Source organism: Hydrogenovibrio sp. SC-1, from assembly GCF_002848135.1.
Taxonomy (GTDB): domain Bacteria; phylum Pseudomonadota; class Gammaproteobacteria; order Thiomicrospirales; family Thiomicrospiraceae; genus Hydrogenovibrio.
The window spans coordinates 14,599-32,955 of sequence record NZ_PKGB01000023.1; the positions used below are offsets into that span (position 1 = coordinate 14,599).

At 44.4% G+C, this 18,357-nt stretch carries 14 protein-coding genes and 1 pseudogene; 6 read left to right on the forward strand and 9 right to left on the reverse strand.

What is annotated here, in order from left to right; translation table 11 throughout:
- The first annotated feature begins 3 nt into the window (after nt 1-3).
- Both cobO and CYQ88_RS10375 read left to right on the forward strand, forming a co-directional pair.
- Nucleotides 4-612, forward strand: a complete 609-nt coding sequence (cobO, locus tag CYQ88_RS10370) for a cob(I)yrinic acid a,c-diamide adenosyltransferase (RefSeq protein WP_101841274.1) — start codon at nt 4-6, stop codon at nt 610-612.
- Nucleotides 612-1,475, forward strand: a complete 864-nt coding sequence (locus CYQ88_RS10375; RefSeq protein WP_101841275.1) for a cobalamin-binding protein — start codon at nt 612-614, stop codon at nt 1,473-1,475. Before cobO ends, CYQ88_RS10375 begins: the two co-directional genes overlap by 1 nt.
- A gap of 20 nt (nt 1,476-1,495) precedes the next feature.
- Here the strand turns inward: CYQ88_RS10375 and CYQ88_RS10380 are convergent, their stop codons facing one another.
- The 5 genes from CYQ88_RS10380 to CYQ88_RS10400 all read right to left on the reverse strand — a co-directional run bounded on the left by CYQ88_RS10380 (nt 1,496) and on the right by CYQ88_RS10400 (nt 6,354).
- Complete coding sequence (locus CYQ88_RS10380) at nt 1,496-1,702, reverse strand: hypothetical protein (protein ID WP_101841276.1); 207 nt, start codon at nt 1,700-1,702, stop codon at nt 1,496-1,498.
- Nucleotides 1,696-2,484 carry a 3-deoxy-manno-octulosonate cytidylyltransferase gene (kdsB, locus tag CYQ88_RS10385; RefSeq protein ID WP_101841277.1) on the reverse strand — a complete coding sequence of 263 codons (789 nt, stop codon included), beginning with the start codon at nt 2,482-2,484 and terminating at the stop codon, nt 1,696-1,698. The genes CYQ88_RS10380 and kdsB overlap by 7 nt, the downstream gene beginning before the upstream one ends.
- Before the next feature lie 35 nt (nt 2,485-2,519).
- The gene (locus CYQ88_RS10390) at nt 2,520-2,720 is read right to left on the reverse strand and encodes a Trm112 family protein (protein ID WP_101841278.1); all 201 of its coding nucleotides are present in this window, start codon (nt 2,718-2,720) and stop codon (nt 2,520-2,522) included.
- Nucleotides 2,721-2,774: 54 nt separating this feature from the next.
- Nucleotides 2,775-3,812 (reverse strand): tetraacyldisaccharide 4'-kinase, encoded by a 1,038-nt coding sequence (gene lpxK, locus CYQ88_RS10395; RefSeq protein ID WP_101841279.1) that lies wholly within the window; start codon nt 3,810-3,812, stop codon nt 2,775-2,777.
- Between the two features lie 64 nt (nt 3,813-3,876).
- Nucleotides 3,877-6,354, reverse strand: a complete 2,478-nt coding sequence (locus tag CYQ88_RS10400; RefSeq protein ID WP_101841280.1) for a DNA internalization-related competence protein ComEC/Rec2 — start codon at nt 6,352-6,354, stop codon at nt 3,877-3,879.
- Between CYQ88_RS10400 and CYQ88_RS10405 the strand changes: the two genes are divergently transcribed.
- Nucleotides 6,355-6,885: a DUF2062 domain-containing protein gene (locus CYQ88_RS10405; RefSeq protein ID WP_101841281.1), complete on the forward strand. Its 531-nt coding sequence runs from the start codon at nt 6,355-6,357 to the stop codon at nt 6,883-6,885.
- Between the two features lie 23 nt (nt 6,886-6,908).
- Here CYQ88_RS10405 and CYQ88_RS10410 read toward each other — a convergent pair whose 3' ends face one another.
- A complete protein-coding gene (locus tag CYQ88_RS10410) occupies nt 6,909-9,293 on the reverse strand; it encodes a Lon protease family protein (protein WP_101841282.1) in 2,385 nt (794 codons plus the stop codon).
- 82 nt (nt 9,294-9,375) lie between these two features.
- Nucleotides 9,376-10,593: an ammonium transporter gene (locus CYQ88_RS10415; protein ID WP_101841283.1), complete on the reverse strand. Its 1,218-nt coding sequence runs from the start codon at nt 10,591-10,593 to the stop codon at nt 9,376-9,378.
- Nucleotides 10,594-10,659: 66 nt separating this feature from the next.
- Here CYQ88_RS10415 and CYQ88_RS10420 point away from each other — a divergent pair, with 66 nt between their 5' ends.
- Nucleotides 10,660-11,619 (forward strand): 1-aminocyclopropane-1-carboxylate deaminase/D-cysteine desulfhydrase, encoded by a 960-nt coding sequence (locus CYQ88_RS10420; RefSeq protein ID WP_101841284.1) that lies wholly within the window; start codon nt 10,660-10,662, stop codon nt 11,617-11,619.
- Here the strand turns inward: CYQ88_RS10420 and CYQ88_RS11640 are convergent.
- Nucleotides 11,606-12,172 (reverse strand): c-type cytochrome, encoded by a 567-nt coding sequence (locus tag CYQ88_RS11640; RefSeq protein WP_233188871.1) that lies wholly within the window; start codon nt 12,170-12,172, stop codon nt 11,606-11,608. The genes CYQ88_RS10420 and CYQ88_RS11640 overlap by 14 nt on opposite strands.
- Before the next feature lie 105 nt (nt 12,173-12,277).
- Nucleotides 12,278-16,270, reverse strand: coding sequence for an ATP-dependent RNA helicase HrpA (gene hrpA / locus CYQ88_RS10430; protein ID WP_101841285.1), 3,993 nt, complete (start codon nt 16,268-16,270; stop codon nt 12,278-12,280).
- A 277-nt stretch (nt 16,271-16,547) separates the two neighbouring features.
- Here hrpA and CYQ88_RS10435 point away from each other — a divergent pair, with 277 nt between their 5' ends.
- On the forward strand, nt 16,548-17,630 hold the full coding sequence (locus CYQ88_RS10435) for a hypothetical protein (protein WP_101841286.1): 1,083 nt from the start codon (nt 16,548-16,550) through the stop codon (nt 17,628-17,630).
- Between the two features lie 463 nt (nt 17,631-18,093).
- Nucleotides 18,094-18,357, forward strand: a pseudogene (locus CYQ88_RS11465) (site-specific integrase); the annotation flags it as partial.

An 18,357-nucleotide genomic window follows, 5' to 3' on the forward strand; every position in this document is an offset into this window, starting at 1 on the left:
AGAATGTCATCAACCAACAAACAAGCCGAATACCACGCCTTGAAAATGGCTCGCAAAAAAGCGCAAATCGAAGCGTCTATTGAAAAAGCAGATTCTGAGAAAGGTGTGCTGATTGTGATCACAGGTCAAGGCAAAGGAAAATCAACGTCGGGGTTTGGAATGGTTGCTCGCGCCTTGGGACATGGTCTCAAGGTGGGGGTCTGCCAATTTATTAAAAGCCGAACTGACACAGGCGAAGAAGCGTTTTTTAAAGAACAGCCCTTATGTGAGTGGCATGTTTTAGGCGATGGTTTTACTTGGGATACCCAAAATCTTGATCAGGATATCGCCACGACAAAACGTGCTTGGGAGGTCGCCAGCAAAATGCTCAGCGATACCAGCTATGATTTAGTATTACTAGATGAGTTGACCTATTTACTCAGTTATCATTATCTAGACAAAGAAATGGTACTCGCTGCACTCAAAAACCGTCCAGAGCAACAACATGTGGTTATTACTGGTCGTTCGGCCATTATCGAATTGCGTGAATTAGCCGATACGGTTTCCGATATAAAAGAGGAAAAGCATGCCTATAAAAACGGTATTATGGCGCAAAAAGGCGTGGATTTTTAATGCGTTTTTTCGCTCGATTGCCAGTACTGAGTCTGCTTTTAATAGGCCTCTATTTGGCCAGCCATACTGTCAATGCCAAACCCACTCACCCCCCCCCTCACGCTACTCCGAGATTAGTTTCTTTAGCGCCTAGCTTTACCGAACTGGTCTTTGCCGCAGGTGCTGGCCATCATTTAGTGGGTGCGGTTGAGTATTCCGACTATCCATTAGCAGCTCGTTCTATTGCTCGAGTCGGCAGCTTGAATGCTCTAAATTATGAGGCGCTGTTGCAACTGAAACCCGATGTTATTTTAGTTTGGCGATCGGGCAGTTCGGCCCAAGAGATTCGCCGTTTGCAACAACTTGGATTTCAATTATGGATTAGAGAGAGTCAGCAATTAGCGGAAATTCCAAGCTTGATCCGCGAAATCGGTGAACTGACAGGGCACCAGAGGACTGCTAACCAGGAAGCGCAGCGCTTGCAAGTCAAACTCCATCAATTGCGCCAGCAATATCGTCATCGCCCCCCCCTTCGGGTGTTTTATCAACTTTGGGATGCGCCGTTGATCACCGTCAATGGTGATCAGTTTATTAGCCAGGCACTGGATATTTGTGGGGCTAAAAATAGCTTTGCCGACTTGCCTCTCCTAGCGCCACAAGTCAATTATGAAGCGGTGATTCAACAAAACCCGCAGGTGATATTACTGGGAGGACAACCAGAGCGCCAGCGCAATTGGCAACAGAAATGGCAACGGTTTGACCAAATTGAAGCCGTCACCAAAGATCAGTTTATACAAATCGAATCAGATGCCTATCAAAGACCCACTGGCCGGCTCATCGATGCCTTAGAGGGGCTTTGCCAACAACTGGATCGCTTTCGCTAGTCTAGCGTTTTAAAGTCGCTTTATTCGCTTTGAAATAGATACCACAGCATATAGCCAGCATACATGGACACCATCACAATACTAAATAAGGTAATGGGACGCATCCCCTGCTGCTGAACAACAATGCCCTGTTTGGCTAATTGACGCTGTCTGAACTTGCGTTTAATCATCCAATACACAAAATAGACAACCGCAACTAGGGTGAGGATATTGAGTAGCTTTACCATGCCTTTCCTTCGGAATTGGCTATTTTTTGTGCAAATACACGTCGCACTTTCTCTAAATCCTCTGCCGTATCAACGCCAATACCGGCATCCATCACCGCATCCAATACCAAAATGGCTTCACCATGCCATAGAACGCGTAATTGCTCTAACCGTTCGACTTGTTCTAGCTCACATTCTGGCCAGGCCACATAACGTTTCACAAACCCGGCTCGATAGGCATAAAGACCAATATGACGTTTATAGTGCCAATTTTCCGGTAACGTTTTTGAGGTTGACGTAAAGGTGTCACGAGACCAAGGCATGGGCGCACGGGTAAAGTTCAATGCATGGTTTTCATGGTTGCGAATCACCTTCACCGCATGTGGGTCAAAAACGGTCTCCACATCCTCAATCGGTTCACATAGCGTCGCCATATTGACTTGCGGGTGTTGTTCTAATCCCTCAGCCACTTGTTGAATCAACTCGGGTGGTAACATGGGTTCATCGCCTTGGACATTGACAATAATCTCATCATCCTGCAATCCTAAACGCTCGACCACTTCGGCAATGCGTTCTGTACCTGATTGATGATGCAATGCAGTCAAACACACTTCTGCGCCAAAGGCTTCACAAGCCTGCTGTACTTGGGTAGATTCGGTGGCAATAATGACACTTTTAGCGCCCGCTTTTTGGGCTTGTCTCCAAGTCCATTCAATCATCGGTTTGCCTTCAATCATTTTTAAAGGTTTGCCCGATAATCGGGTCGATTCAAAACGTGCGGGAATGATCACAATAAACGACATTCAAAAGTCTTCTCTAATTGAGGCTGATTAGCCGGTTAACGTTTTTGTCTTAAATACTGTTCTTTTTCTTCAGCCGTTAAAGCACGGGCTTCGTCTTCCAGCATAATGGGAATGCCATCTCGAACGGGATAAGCAAGATTGGCTGCCGTCGAGATCAGCTCTTGCTTGGTCTTATCAAATTGTAAAGTGGTTTTCGTCACCGGACAGACAAGAATGTCTAACAATTTCGGATCCATGATGTTTTCTCTTTCTAGTTTGGGACTTTTCAAGCTGAGCCCCTGGTTATTGAATTAGAGGTCTCTTAATAACCCCTCAAATGCTTGATGATGTCCAATTTTTTGCAAAATTTGATGCATGAGCCCTTCCGGGCAAACAGGCTTTAATTCTAAGTACCACCAATTGGCTTGTGCAAACGCCCGACATTTTACCGCATCTTTTTCCGTCATAAGCAAAGGTTTGGTATGGTCAAACCCTGCAAAATCGGCAGGGCTAAATTGATAATGGTCATCAAAGGCCTTGAAATCGGATTCAACCCCCAAGTCGTTCAGGGTTTTTAAAAAACGTTTGGGACTCCCAATACCGGCAATGGCATTGACCTTATCCGCTTTAAAGCTAATGGCCGGCAAGACCATCTTCGGGTTGGCAACAGACCGAAATTGATGTGGCGTTAATTGCATGACACTACTGCTCTCAGCCACCAAATCAGATGCATCACCGCCGTTCCAAACCACAAAATCGACCATCGCTAAGCGTTTTTTGGGTTCTCGCATCGGCCCAGCTGGCAGACAAAGCCCATTGCCTAATAGGCGTTGCGCATCCATCATCACAATTTCAACGTCACGCGCCATGGCATAATGCTGCAAGCCATCATCACTGATAATGACATCTAATTCATATTTGGATTCCAGTAATGCGATCGCTTCAGTGCGTTTGGGTGAGACCGCCATCGGGCATCCCAAAGTGCTGACCAATAAAACGGGTTCATCTCCTACCATTTTCGGGTCAGAATGTTCCGTCACCCATTGCGGCCAACTGCTGGATTGGCCACCATAGCCTCGACTCACAACACCATAGCGTAACCCTTGCGCAGCCAACTGTTTTCCCAGCCATTGAATAAACGGAGTTTTCCCCGTTCCACCCACCACAATATTGCCGACCACGATGACCTGCGCAACCGTTTGTCGAGCTGTCGCTTGCATGACTCTTCGCTTATTAAAACGTCGCAGTCTAAGCGCAGCAACCCCACAGACCAGTTTTCCGATAGGCCATAATAGCGCTGTTTTCCAAGATTGGGTTGGTGATTGTGTCCAAAATCCTGGCCAACTCATTACATGTTTCCCTGCTTGACTAACTTCATGATTTCCCCTTTTGCAACTTGCAATTCAGCTGATATCAAGGCTGATATGCTTGACGGCTTGTTGATGAAAATGCATCACACCGACTGTAAAACCATTTGGCACGATGCTGTTTTTCGCTGCCCAGCCAAATTATCTCAGAGGCTGACTTGGATTTCGGTTTCGTAGTTTGTTTTGTCAAGTTGGGTATTATTTTATACTGAATTGCACCGTCACAGGCTGTATTTCGCCACGGAATCTGTCGGCGTTTTAAACGGTCGATAACGGGTTGACTCGGAAAGCCATAACGATTGGCAAAACCACTTGAAATCACCACTTCGCTTGGCGATATCGCATCTAACCAGGTCTGAGAGGTGGAGGTTTGACTGCCATGGTGCCCCGCCACTAACAGATCGACCTTCAATTTTGATCCCAGCTTATCGACTAATTGGCGCTCCATCTTTTCCGTTAAATCCCCTGGTACCAAAATCGAGGCTTGCGATGTTGAAACCTTTAACAAGCAGGACGTATCATTATCATCAAGCGGACGATTTTCGCCCTTTTCTGGCGACAGAATTTCAAACTTGACCCCTGAAAACAACCAGGCCTGGCCATTTTCACAAGGACGAACCTTCCATTGAGGCTGTTGCTGATTTAACCGTTTTGCTTGCCCTGAAACAAAGTCTAGTACCGCAATATGATTCCATAAACTGGCTGTTCCGCCGGCATGGTCTTGATCAGAATGACTGACGATGAATAAATCTAGCTGTTGACGTCTTTGTGATTTGAGATAAGGCAAGATGGCTAATTGTGCGCCATCAAACTGATCGGTCCATTTGGGGCCGGCATCATAAATAATAGTTTCATTGCGGGTTTCAAACACAATCGCTTGCCCCTGCCCAACATCCAATACCGTCATGCGCACTTCGCCCAACGCTAACGGTGACGACGGCCAAAGCATCCAAACGAGCCCCAGAACAACCCCTGACCCCCCTAACGTTTTCCACCCCCCAGTCAGAGGCAATCTCCCCCCAGTGACGAGCAATGCAATGCCGCCATAAATCGCCGCTACCTCAATAAACGATAGCTGGCCAGTCTGCCAAAATTCGAACGACTCCGCAACGCCATTTAAGCCCCACCAAAGCAATTGCCATAGTTGTTCATGAAGGGTCATCATCCATTGCGCCAAATCGTATGAAATGAAGCTAATCCCTACTGTCAAAAATAACAACGGCAAGCCCACTAAACTGACAAAGGGCACCGCAATAAGATTGGCAATTAAACTCCCCACCGCAAACTGTTGATAAAAACCCGCCAAAACCGGGATCATGCCAATGGTTAAACTGAGTTGCACCCATAGCATTTTTTGCCAAGCAGGTGCTTGACGAATTTTGGGCAAAGACAAGACTTTAAAAATAATGGCCACGGCAATAAAAGATAACCAAAATCCTGAGCTCAACACCGATGACGGATGCCATAATAAAATCAACGCGGCTGCCAAGGCTAACGCCGACCAGGGTTGAAACTGGCGTCTCATCATTACCAAGCAGGCCACAACCACGACCATCATCCAGGCGCGTTGTGTGGGTATCGAATAGCCAGCCAAACTCATATAAAGCGTCGCAATTATAATCGCACCCACTGACCCAAAAACCAGCCGCGGCGTTGTCATCACCCAATGCCAATCCGTCCAACGAATAAGACCTCGCCAAATCAGCGCAAACAGTGCGAAACCAAATGCAGCCATAATGCCGATATGCAGTCCGGAGATCACCATTAAATGCACGGTGCCCGTTTGTCTTAAAAGTTGCCAGTCATCTTTACTGATAGCGGCTTTATCGCCATAAACCAATGCCTGAAAAATGCCTTTGAATCGGCTTGTCTCAAATAAGGGTGCTAAATGCTGAGCCAAAGATTCACGTAGATAAACGCCATTAGTCGGTGCAACCCTCATTGCTGAATCGTCTTGATTTAGTACATAGCCCTTTGCACGGATACCTTTTTCATATAAATAAGCTTCATAGTCAAAGCCACCTAGATTTAAACTGCCTTGCGGCGGTTTTAATTTAACTCTAAAGCGCCATTGCTCCCCCGTTTGGGGCAGTTTTGTTGGGTGATACCAATTCAATTGAATCTGCGGTTGCCAAAATGACCAGGCCTGGTCATTTTGGTCATCAAGGCTATGCCAATGTGACAGCTGCAATACTAATTTCAATCTTTTAGGACTTGAATCGTTTGGACTGGCAATGACTTCCGGTCGTTCAACGATCGTTGCCATCACTTCAATGGGGGCAAAATAGGCTGACTTTGAGAGGGTTGGACTCATAATTATCATCAAAAAAACCCAAATAAAGCCGCTCAGAAACCCTATAATAATTTGGCGTAACCGGGATATCAGTGCCTGACGGCTTGAAAAGAAGTCTAACCCCACCAACAGCAATGCGGCCAGCAGAATGCTTTGCCAACCGGGTAAGACCGCGAGTTGGTAAAACCACACCAGTGCAGTGACTAGGCCAACAACAAAGTAACGAAACATATGCCAAAAAAGATTTTCAAAAAATATTCTCCCAGTCCAGAGAAAATCAGAAATACCAAAGGGCTCGGTTTTTTAGCCCAGTGGATTGCGAACCCCAGTTTATGGCATATTCACCGCCACAGCACAGCGAAAGCCTTTGCAAACGGGTTGTTTTGGATGTCGATTCCCATTCCTTCACAAATGGTCACATCCGCGATTACCGCCATTTTTATCCGCGCCAATTTGCCAATCAGTGTCGCGCTGGTTTGGATAAGCAACCCCCTCACCATGCCACCAATTTTTTATTTTAATTATCTCGTCGGGACTTGGCTATTAGATGCGCCGGCAAAACCGGATTTACAATTTGAAATGAGCTGGCATTGGTTAACCACCACCTTAGGTGAACTTTGGCTGCCCCTGTATTTAGGCAGTTTTGTGGTAGGCCTCTGTTTGGCAGTGATCAGTTATTTTGGGATTCACCTTTTTTGGAAACGCCATGTTGCTCGAGCCTGGCAAAAACGCATGAAACGTCGTCATTCCCAACCCCATTAGGCATGCATGGCGTTTAACAGATCTCAGTTATGATCGCTGTCCTTGGCATTCATATCTTGCAAAGCCAACATCACTTTCTCATTTAAGCTGCCTTTAGGATAATGACCGTCAGCAGCAATTTCACCAACGTCAGTACCCGACAACAATTCCAAAGCATGATCAATGTGACTCATCGCGTACAAGTGGAAACGCTCATCAGCAACTGCGGCTCTGACTTCTGCATTGAGCATTAAGTGTTTGGCATTCGCTTCTGGGATGACAACGCCCTGAGACCCCGTCAATCCACGCGCTTTACACACTTTAAAAAAGCCTTCAATTTTTTCATTCACGCCACCAATCGGTTGAATTTCACCGAATTGATTCACTGAACCCGTCACAGCGATATCTTGTCGCAACGGGACTTGTGAAATGGAAGAAATCAATGCCAGTAGCTCTGCTGATGAGGCACTATCGCCTTCAACCCCATCATAGGTTTGTTCCATTACAATCGATGCGCTAAACCCGAGGGATTTGTGTTTCATATAACGTCCGCGCAAATAGCCCGAGAGAATCAACATGCCTTTAGAGTGAATCGGGCCGGCCATCTCAATTTCTCGTTCAATATCCACCACCCCTTCATCTCCAGCTGAGGCTTGAGCCGTGATTCGGACTGGTTGACCAAAAGATTGACGACCCACGGTTAACACCGTCAGGCCATTAACCATACCGACATGACGCCCCACGACCTTAATCAGGACCTGTTCTTCAATAATGGCTCGGTGATAATGATCTTCCATTAAGCCAGTATGAAAGTCACGTTGCGCAATGGTATCTTCAATAATTTCTCGGGTGACTTCTTGCTGATCATGCGCACGGGCAAAGGCATTAGCTTCGGCTAATACGTCCCGCAATAATGCCTTATTTGTATAAAGTCGCTCCTGAGATTCAACCAGTCGTGATGCATATTCAATCAGACGTTCCAAGGCAGAGGGTAAAACGGGTAAGTCTTCCCAAGCCTCAACTTCACTGGCCAATTGTTTTGCCAATACCAATTCATGTTCGGGAGTTCTTGCTAACTCAGCTTCAAACTCAACTTGCACTTTAAATAATCGGTTAAACTGCGCATCGAGTTCTTGCAAGGCATAAAAATGCTCCGCTTGCCCCACTAATACGAGCGTCACGTCAAGAGGGTAATCGGGTAAATGATATGGCACGACACTACTGGATGAGGGAATTTCAAACGTCAACCGTTTGCTCATCAAAGCGGCTTTTAAGTTTGACCAGATTTCAGGTTCTTTTAACACCGACTGAATACTGAGCATCAAAAAGCCGCCATTGGCTTTTTGCAATAAACCAGCTTGATGATTCATTGCCAGGGTTAAAGGATCGGTAACCGTTGCGCTTGCAGAATTAATGGTATAACCAAACAACTTCGGCATAGAAGCATTTTGCTCGTAAATCACTGGCGCATGTTTCAGCCCAGTGTGATCCACCAATAAATTGACCTCAAATACCGACATCCCAGACTGCTCGGCTAGCAGTTCTTCCATTGAAGTTTGCGCCGCACTGGTCACCTGATCCGCGGATTGATCCCAAAATAGATGTAACTTTGAAACAATGGCATTTTTGAGGGCTTCTAAATAGCCACGCACCGACTTACTTTCACCAAACTCCATTTTAAGTGCATCAATTAAGGGGGCTAAATGGGCATGTGTTACTTCGGTATTAAGACGCTTTCCAGCATCCATAAACTCATGCTGTAAAAAGGGAAAATGCGTCAAGCCTTTATTAAGGGCCTCTTCAACTTGATCCAGCGCCTCGATAAACTGCTTTTGCAAAGGTTCTTCCAGTTTTTTCAAGTCGGCCATTCGCAGCCGCTCACCTTCAACCACCGCATACAAAACAAAGTTGTTTTCATTTTGCTGGACCTCAATACTGAGGGATTCAGCCAAGTCCAATGCGGGCTCTAAAGCATCCTCTTGTTTCTCTGCTAAATCATTCTCGAGTTGTTGATTTTTAAGTTGATAAGCATGACCGTCGAACACCACCGGTAATTGACTTTTCAGCTGCGTAATCAGCTCTTCGATTGCTTGCTTAAAAGCATGACCATGCCCTGCATCAAAAAATAAATATTGCGTTTTATTGGTTTCACTAAAATCCGACACCAATACCACATCTTGAGGAATAGGCTTACGCTTGGCAGCTTCTCGCAACATGGACTTGGTCATGCCAATGCGTCCGACGCCAGGTTCGCCCATAATAAAAATATTATTTTGGTTCCGGCGCAAATGTAATCCGAAGTTTAGCGATTGATACGCTCGAGGATGAAAGCGCCTCATAAACTCTTTAGTATCAGAATGATTTGATTGAAAGTCTTGATCGTCTATCGACGTAAATCGATAAAGCTGGTCTGCAGATAATTTGCGCATATTGGAAAAGGTCTTTAAAAATAAAAAGCAACTATAACAAAAAACCCGCTCTTATTAGCGGGTTTCAAAATCTTAAAATGAATTAATATTCTTCGCGAGGTGGGTTGGCGTGAATTTTATGAATGGCCAAATCAGCACCGATGTATTGTTCTTCATCGGAAAGTCTTAACCCCATCACTTTATGAACCAACCAATAAACGGCATAACCGCCAATCAGGGCAACAACAACACCTAATACACTCCCTGCAATTTGCGACATTAGCGAAACGCCCCCTAAACCCCCAAGCGCTTCGGCACCGAAGATGCCCGCTGCAATTGCACCCCAGACTCCGCAAAGTCCGTGCAATGGCCAAACCCCAAGTACGTCATCAATTTTGAGCGTTTTTTGCGTCCAAGTAAAGGCTTTCACAAATAAGGCCCCGGCAACCAATCCAATCACCAATGCGCCAAGCGGGCTCACAATGTCTGATCCTGCACAGATCGCCACCAGTCCAGCAAGTGGACCATTATGAATAAAGCCGGGATCTTTCTCTCCAACAAAAGTGGCTGCAATAATGCCGCCAACCATTGCCATTAAAGAGTTCATCGCGACTAACCCTTGAATACCTTCAATCGCTTGAGCAGACATGACATTAAAGCCAAACCAGCCCACTGATAGAATCCAAGCACCCAAGGCTAAAAACGGAATACTGGAAGGTGGATAAACCGTGCGCATTCTGCCTTGGCTATCATAACGATTATGACGAGCACCTAATACAATAATCGCTGCCAGAGCAATCCAACCACCAACAGCGTGAACCACAATTGACCCAGCAAAATCATGAAAAGGCGCACCAAACATCGCTTCCAAGCTATTTTGGATGCCGAAATTGCCATTCCAGGCAATGCCTTCAAATAACGGATAAACAAAAGCTACAATGAGAAAAGTAGACATCAACACTGGGTTAAAACGGGCTCTTTCAGCAATTCCACCCGATACGATAGCGGGTATCGCTGCGGCAAAAGTCATTAAAAAAAAGAATTTCACCAATTCATAGCCAGACTTTTCTGTCATCTGCTGGGTGAGCTGTCCATCGATATTGAACCCTAAAAAGACGCCATAGGCGATGCCATAGCCAATAAAGAAGTACGCAACGGTTGAAACCCCTAAATCGGTCATAATTTTGACCAGTGCATTCACTTGGTTTTTATGTTGTACGGTTCCCACTTCTAAAAAAGCAAATCCGGCGTGCATAAACAGCACCAAAATGGCTCCCAGCAAAATAAACATCACATCTAAGCTTGTGGTTAAATGTTCCATCCTTGTCATCCACCCTTCCGTTAAAATAAAGCGCTATTCTAACAAATAAAATTGAGATTCGTTAATTTGCTAACCTCTTCTATCGTCACACCACTACAACCGCTTAAGCACCCACTCTTTGAAAGCCACCAACTACAGGTATGGATGAAGCGTGATGACTTAAATCACCCTGCCATTCAAGGCAATAAATGGCATAAGCTGCGGTTAAACTTAGATCAGGCTCGCAAGCAAGGCACCCTCAGACTCATTACCTTTGGCGGAGCCTATTCCAATCATATTGCTGCAACGGCTGCAGCGGCGAAGACATTTGGTTTTGAAACCGTCGGAATGATTCGAGGCGATGAGCTGGCAAACTGCCCTCAAAAATGGAGTCCAACCTTATTGACCGCCCAGGCGAATGGCATGCAATTGCATTTTATGAGCCGTCAGGCTTATCGACAAAAGGAAGACCCAGCATTTTTACGGCAACTGCAAGAGGATTTTCCGAACAGTTTTATTCTGCCAGAAGGCGGAACCAATGAGCTTGCCATACAAGGGTTTGAAGCCGTGATCGACCAACTTGATCAGCAATGTCCGACTTGGTCACACCTTTATACAGCAGTGGGAACCGGTGGCACCTTGGCAGGCCTGGTTAAAATGAGTCAACGAAATCCTGTTTCCGTACGAGCCTTATTTGGCATCGCAACGCTCAATCAAGCAGACTATTTACGGGAGTCAATTAGTCATCTTGCTGATAACAGAGCGAATACAGCGCACCACTCAGTGACCTGGCAACTGCTCACCCAGTACAGTAGCGGTGGCTATGCAAAAACAACTGAAGCGTGTCTAGCCGATCAACGCTGGTTTGAAACTAATTTTGGTATTTTATTGGATCCCATCTACACCAGTAAAATGGTACATGGATTTTTAGAAGAAATGCGACTACAAAGAATCCCACCCAATTCGAAAGTAATTCTTTATCATTCAGGTGGGCTGCAAGGTCGGCCAGAAGACACTGACCAAGAAAATGAGGTTAAAACTGACTGATATAATCCACCATCGTTTTTAAATCGGTATCAGAAAGGTTTTTGACATAAGGCGTCATTAGCGAACTCATTGGCCCGACTTGCCCACCTTCACGGTAGGTTTTTAAATTGGCTATCATTTGTTCTGCATCACGACCTGCCAATCTTGGACCGACACCGCCTTCTCCCTTTGCGCCATGACAGCCAACACATGACTTATAGAGATCGACTCCTGCAGTTGCATTTTCAGCCAATAACATCGGAGCCGCTTCAGCCGCACTCAGTGACTTGGCTTTTTCGTAAGTTTCTTCAACCGTTTCCGTCACAGAATCAGTGACCGACTCAGTCATTTCATCCATTTTTTCTGTAGCTTCATCAACCGACTCTTCTATGGTTTCTTGTGCTTTTTCCATTGAGTCCTGAGCCATTTCTTTAGCATTTTCAATAGCGTCACTGGCTTTCTGTTTGGATTCTTCACTACAGCCACTTAGCAAGCCAATGCTCAGTAGCGCACTTAAGCTTAGACCCACAATCGAACGCATTGAAAAACCAGGCTGTGCATTTAACAAGATCATAAACCCCTAAACTCCCTACGATAAATTAAAAAGATAAATCAACTTGGCTTTATTATGGCATAAGCTTCCCTTATGACCAATAATTACTTTTCCTAAAATAAGGAGTCACAAAGCTTGTAGCTTTTTTTGTATTCTTGGAATCGACACGGGTTTGAGTGTTTTCATCGGCTGAGCGAATAGTGACAATCGTAACTCTTCAATTAACCAGCGAATTTCAACCAGGCCTGGGTGAAATTGATACGCTGGGGAGTGTGCTAGAGCCTGATAACGATCCAATAAGGGTTGAATCTCACGAATCAGCTTCTGATCTTTGGCAGGGTCTAGGTCAATTTTTTCTAACCGTTTTTCAATGCCTTGTAGGTAGCGGGGAAATTGCTTTAGCCAGTTTTCAGGGGTATCTCGAACAAAGGTAGCATCAATTAATTCATCTAATTGAGTACGGACATCTGCTACAGAAGCTAACCAACGCGGCGACACCTTGCCTTTAACCTGTTTCGCAATTTTTTGGTGCTGCGTCAAAATAGCCGTTACCTGCTTGGCCAATTGTTGTGCAGTTTCGATCCAGTGCGTTTTTACCTCTGCCAACCGTTGTTCAAAGTCAGCTTGACGGCGAATCTTTTCAGCATTGGGCAACCATTCCAATAACGCACGATCGATAATTTGCTGCGTTAAAGACTGGCAATTACCATAGGGCGCAAAACACAAACAGGCCTTTTGTAACGGCAGCTTTTTTTGTAAATATTTTTCTTTATCAGCAAGCGCTTGTTTCATGAGAAAAATAACCGCTTCACGATGATGCTGCTCAGCTTCGTCCATATCCCCCAACAGCGTTAATTCAATATGATCATTTGCCTTTTGTAACGCTGGATAGGCAACCATTTCCAGCCCCTGAGAACGAATGGTTTTTGAATCCGCTAAGTCACCAAAATCCCAACTTTCAACGACACGATGTTCTGTTTGCTGATGTGATTGATGCTTCTGAATACGAGCATCAACCAGATGCAAATAGTCTGTTTTTAGCTTTTCCAAGTCACTGTTTTTAGCAATTTTTTTACCCTGATCATCCAATAACACAAAATAGGGTTTTAGATAATCGGGTAGCACAACTTCGCCAAAATCAGCGGCCGCTACCCGATTTTGTGCACGGCGATTCAGCGCCCAAACCAGTTGGGTAACGTAATCTGCTGTACGACCCTCAATCCGTTTAGTGGGTGACATATCAGCCAATACCGCTTCGGCCGTTTGTGGTGCCGGGATAAACTGCTTTCGCAGATTTTTCGGTAATGCCTTAATATAAAAGGCGGTTTTTTCTTTTAATAACCCGGGGGTCAACCATTCAAAGTCTGCTGTTTGTGCCAGATTTAACGCGGACAAGGGCAATTTCACCACCATGCCATCAACGGCTTTGCCCGGCTCAAATTGGTAGTCGACTTGTAAACTCAACTGGTTTTTAATCTGGAGTTGATCGGGGTAATCAATCGCAACCCGCTCATCAACCGCTTGTTTCAACAAAAAGTCGCGCTCTAAATAGAGTGATTTGATTTTGTCAGGATCTTTCTTTTGAGTCTGCTTGACCCAAGTTTCAAAAGCCGGCTGATTATAAATGTGAGTCGGAATATGGGTATCGTAAAAATCATGCAACACCGATTCCTCAACTAAAAAATCCGGCCGTCTGAGCTTGGATTCCAGTTTATGGATTTCAGCAATACGCTTTTGATTATGAACAAAAAAATCCACTTTACTATTCAGCTCACCCTGCACCAAACCAAACTGGATAAACAGCTTACGGGATTCCACAGGATTAATTGGACCATAATTACAGCGTCGTCGATTGACGATTGGCAGCCCATACAAGGTTACCGATTCAAAAGCACCCACCTGCCCCGATTTTTTCTGCCAATGTGGGTCGGCATAATGCCGTTTGATAAGATGCTGCGCTAAAGGTTCAATCCAGTTAACATCAATCACTGCATTATTTCGTGCATACAGTTTGGTGGTTTCGACTAACTCGCCGGACAACAACCATTTAGGCTTTTGCTTGAATAAGGCCGAACTGGGATGAATAAACAACTTAGTATTTCGAGCGCCAAGATAGCTATTTTCATCGTCTCTCATGGCAATATTCCCCAACAAACCAGCCATTAAGGAACGGTGCACTGCCATAGAATGCAGGTCTGAAAGACGCTCGGTCACGGTTTTACCCTGTTGCACTTCTTCATATAAATGCAACTCACCAACTTTGATGCCCATGCGTTTTAAGTTCATTTCCAATTGAAAAAATAAATCGTGCCATTCTTTCATTCGCAAGTACGACAGGAAATTGGTTTTGCATAATTTTCGAAGTTTGTTTTGACTTAAATGGCGACGCTTATCTTCATAAAAGCGCCATAAATTGAGGAAAAATAAAAAATCAGATCGACGATCTTCAAAGATTTTATGGGCCTGATTGGCTGCTTGCCGTGTTGATTCATTGACATCTCGTGGGTCTTGAATGCTAATGGCCGCCGCGATAATCAACACTTCCGCCAGCACCCCATTTTTCTGCCCCTCCAACACCATTTTGGCCATTCGAGGGTCTAATGGCAATTTAGCCAGTTGCTGCCCTGTCTGAGAAAGGGTGCGTTTTTCGTCTAAAGCACCTAATTCTTGTAGCTGTCGAAAACCATCATTGAGCGCTTTATCTTCCGGTGGTTCAATAAAGGGAAAGTGTTTAGGTGACCCCAAGCGCATCTGCGCCATTTGTAATACCACGGTGGCTAAAGAGGTACGATGGATTTCCGGCGGCGTAAAGGCGGCGCGACTATTGAAGTCGTCTTCCTCATAGAGTCGAATACAGACCCCTGAACTAACGCGTCCACAACGGCCAGCACGCTGATTGGCTGAAGCTTGAGAAATTTTTTCTATCGGCAGGCGTTGCACTTTAGAACGCACCGAATAGCGGCTAATTCTAACCAGGCCTGGGTCAATCACAAATTTAATGCCCGGCACCGTTAAAGAGGTTTCAGCGACATTGGTCGATAAAATCACCCGCCGTTTGCTAGATGTCTGAAAAACCTTATTTTGTTCCGCCATGCTTAATCGCGCATAAAGGGGGACTATTTCGGTGTTTTTGAGATGTTGCTTGCGCAGCGCTTCCGCCGTTTCCTTAATATCCCTTTCACCGGTCTGAAAAACTAACACATCGCCAAACGGATCGATTTCAGATAATTCGGCCAAGGCATCGCCGATCGCCGTGGGCATATCCTGTTCAAATTCATTGCCATCGTCATCGCTTACTTTGACCAACGGGCGATAGCGAATTTCAACCGGATAGGTTCGTCCACTGACTTCAATAATTGGCGCGCCTTCAAAAAAATCCGCAAAACGCTGCGTATCAATCGTGGCCGACGTAATAATCAATTTTAAATCCGAACGTTTTGCCAAAAGCTTTTTAAGAATACCCAATAAAAAATCGATATTAATGGAACGCTCATGCGCCTCATCAATAATCAGCGTGTCATATTGGTTTAAATAGGGATCTTTTTGAACTTCCGCTAATAAAATCCCATCGGTCATCACTTTCAATAAGCTTTGTTCGTGTACTTGATCATGAAAACGTACTTGGTAACCGACCAATTCTCCAAGCTTAGACCCAAGTTCCTCGGCAATCCGTTCAGCAACACTTCTTGCCGCCAATCGTCGAGGCTGAGTACAGCCAATTCGGCCAAACACCCCTCGCCCAGCTTCTAAACAAATTTTAGGGATTTGCGTGGTTTTTCCGGACCCGGTTTCCCCCGCAATGACAACCACTTGGTGTTGTTTGATCAGTGATAGAATTTCTGATCGCCGCTCAGCAACCGGCAAGGCTTCATAATGAATATTTGGGATGCTTTGTTGGTGTTGCGCTACCGCGGTTAAAGAATCAATCAACTTCTGGCAAAACGGCTGCCATTTTGGATTGTCTAATAAGTGAGATGGAATACCCGTTGAGTCAGGCCACTTCGAACAAAATTGGCGGAATTGCTGGCTCAACCGAAATCGGTCTTTGGTTAAAGTTTGCTCAAGCGCCCTCTCAATGGATTGCCTATCATTAAAATTGATCTGATCTATCTTTAACATTGAGTGATTTAACCTCTCAAAAACGCCGTTTTACTGATATCAATTCATTATCCTGGCGATTATTAGGAATAATAAATTTTGTATCTAAGCTTGCAAAAAAAAGGCATTCTACGCTAGTTCCTCTTTTTTTACCAAAATCACACACAAAGAGGTTGTTTTAAAGCTAAAAACCCGCTAAAGTTATACAGAATTTTAATGTAAACATTAATGCTCGACTTATTGTAAAATGTCCAGTGTTAATCAATACGCACCCAATACCCTTAAGAAGGAATCAACAATGGATACCAAAAACCTTTCATTACTGTTTAAAACCAGTTTTCTTGCCGCGACCATGTCAATGGTCATTGGCTGTAGTGAGAACCCCATCCCAACATCAACTGCAACTGAAGCTTCAGTTGATGCTGAAATTGATCAGGCAATCGATGCTGCTGCTGCTAACGGAACTGTTGTTACCGTTGCCGACGGATTAGGAACCGGTTGTACCGTAAAATCTGGTGATCTTACCGCTATCGAAGTAGATCCAACAGGTTCACCCGGTCAATATATCTTTATGGGTACACCGACAGAAGATATTACTGTCACTGGCTGTAAGGATGCACATACCGGTGCAGATCTTCCGCCAATGTCAGCAAAAGCTAAAGATGCTACGGAGTATGGCTTAAAATCATTAGCCGTAACGCCTCTAACCACAATGGTAAAAAGTTACCAAGATTCAGGTTTAACTGAAGCTGAAGCCAGAACGAGAACCGCTGAGATATTAGGTGTTTCAGAAGCGGAACTTGACCAAAATCCAGTTGCAGAAGGTGCCAGTGATGCGGTTATTAAAGCGGCTGTTAAGTTAACTGCCCTAGCTAAAACACTTGAGAAAGCCGGTAATACGGATCCACTTAAAGCATTTGCATCAGCAACAAAAACCAAAACTGCTACAACAACAACGATTGATGAAGCTGTAAATGATGATACTGTTATCAATACGGTTGTCACTAATGCCGCTAACCGCGCTGTAGCGAAATCTGCTGCAAAGGCTGTTACTGATGCCATTAATGAAAACAGTGCGGGTCAAACAGGTGGTGATCTGCTTGATACCATTGCAAAAATCGTTAAGGTTGTTACTAGTAGCACAGCTGCAGAGCTAACTAACAAAGAGACCATTAAAACGAAATCGACAAGCCAAACACTTGCTGCTGCTGGTAAAACCGTTGTCGTGATAACGACTGACAGTGAACTTTTCAAAACAGTTGTTGCACAGAAAAAAGAAGATGTTAAAAACGGTAATACTGAAGGTTTTGAAAATAATGAAGCCATTAAAACTAAAGTAGAAGAAAAAACCACTCTTTCTGGTGGAACAGCTACGAACTAGTAGTAGATAAAGGAGTGAATAATTCACTCTTTAAACAAAGTTAAAACTAGACGGAGAAATTGCATTGCTTTTTCTCCGTTTTTTTATGCCCCCAAAATACTCAAGCTTTGGTTTGGACACAATGCACACTAACTTTATCAAGCCTTTTGAACAATACAAATCAGCATAAAAACAACCAGACCTGGTTAATTTTTTTCAATCCTAAAACTTAAGCCCCCCCTTTCATTAACTTCTAAACCACCAATTTCTAACACTAAATAATATTGAATAGGTTAAGATTTCTTGTGACTGAACCCATTAAATTATGGAAAACATGAAATCCTAATTCCCGGCTTACCCCCTCCTTCAATAATCTATTTTGTGTTGTTAAATAATACGAGTCAAAGGTAAAATCCGATTTATGGCGAGTCCATAATTTAGGGGAAAACCTCTCCTTAAATGGCAAGAAGCTTTTGTCCGTTATGTGAAAGAAACCCAGAATCTTGATCAAATAAATGAGATCAGCATTTTTAAATATCTTGATCCATTTTTTTGTCATAAATATCTGGATGAAATTCGCCGTATGCATGTTGATGAGATCATTCAAAAACGTTTGGATGATGGCGTCAGTAATGCAACCATTAATAGGCTACTCCAGAAACTTAGAGCGGTATTAAATAAGGCACACAAAGAGTGGGAAGTTAAATACGACCCACCCTATATAAAACTTTTAAAAGAACCAAAAAAA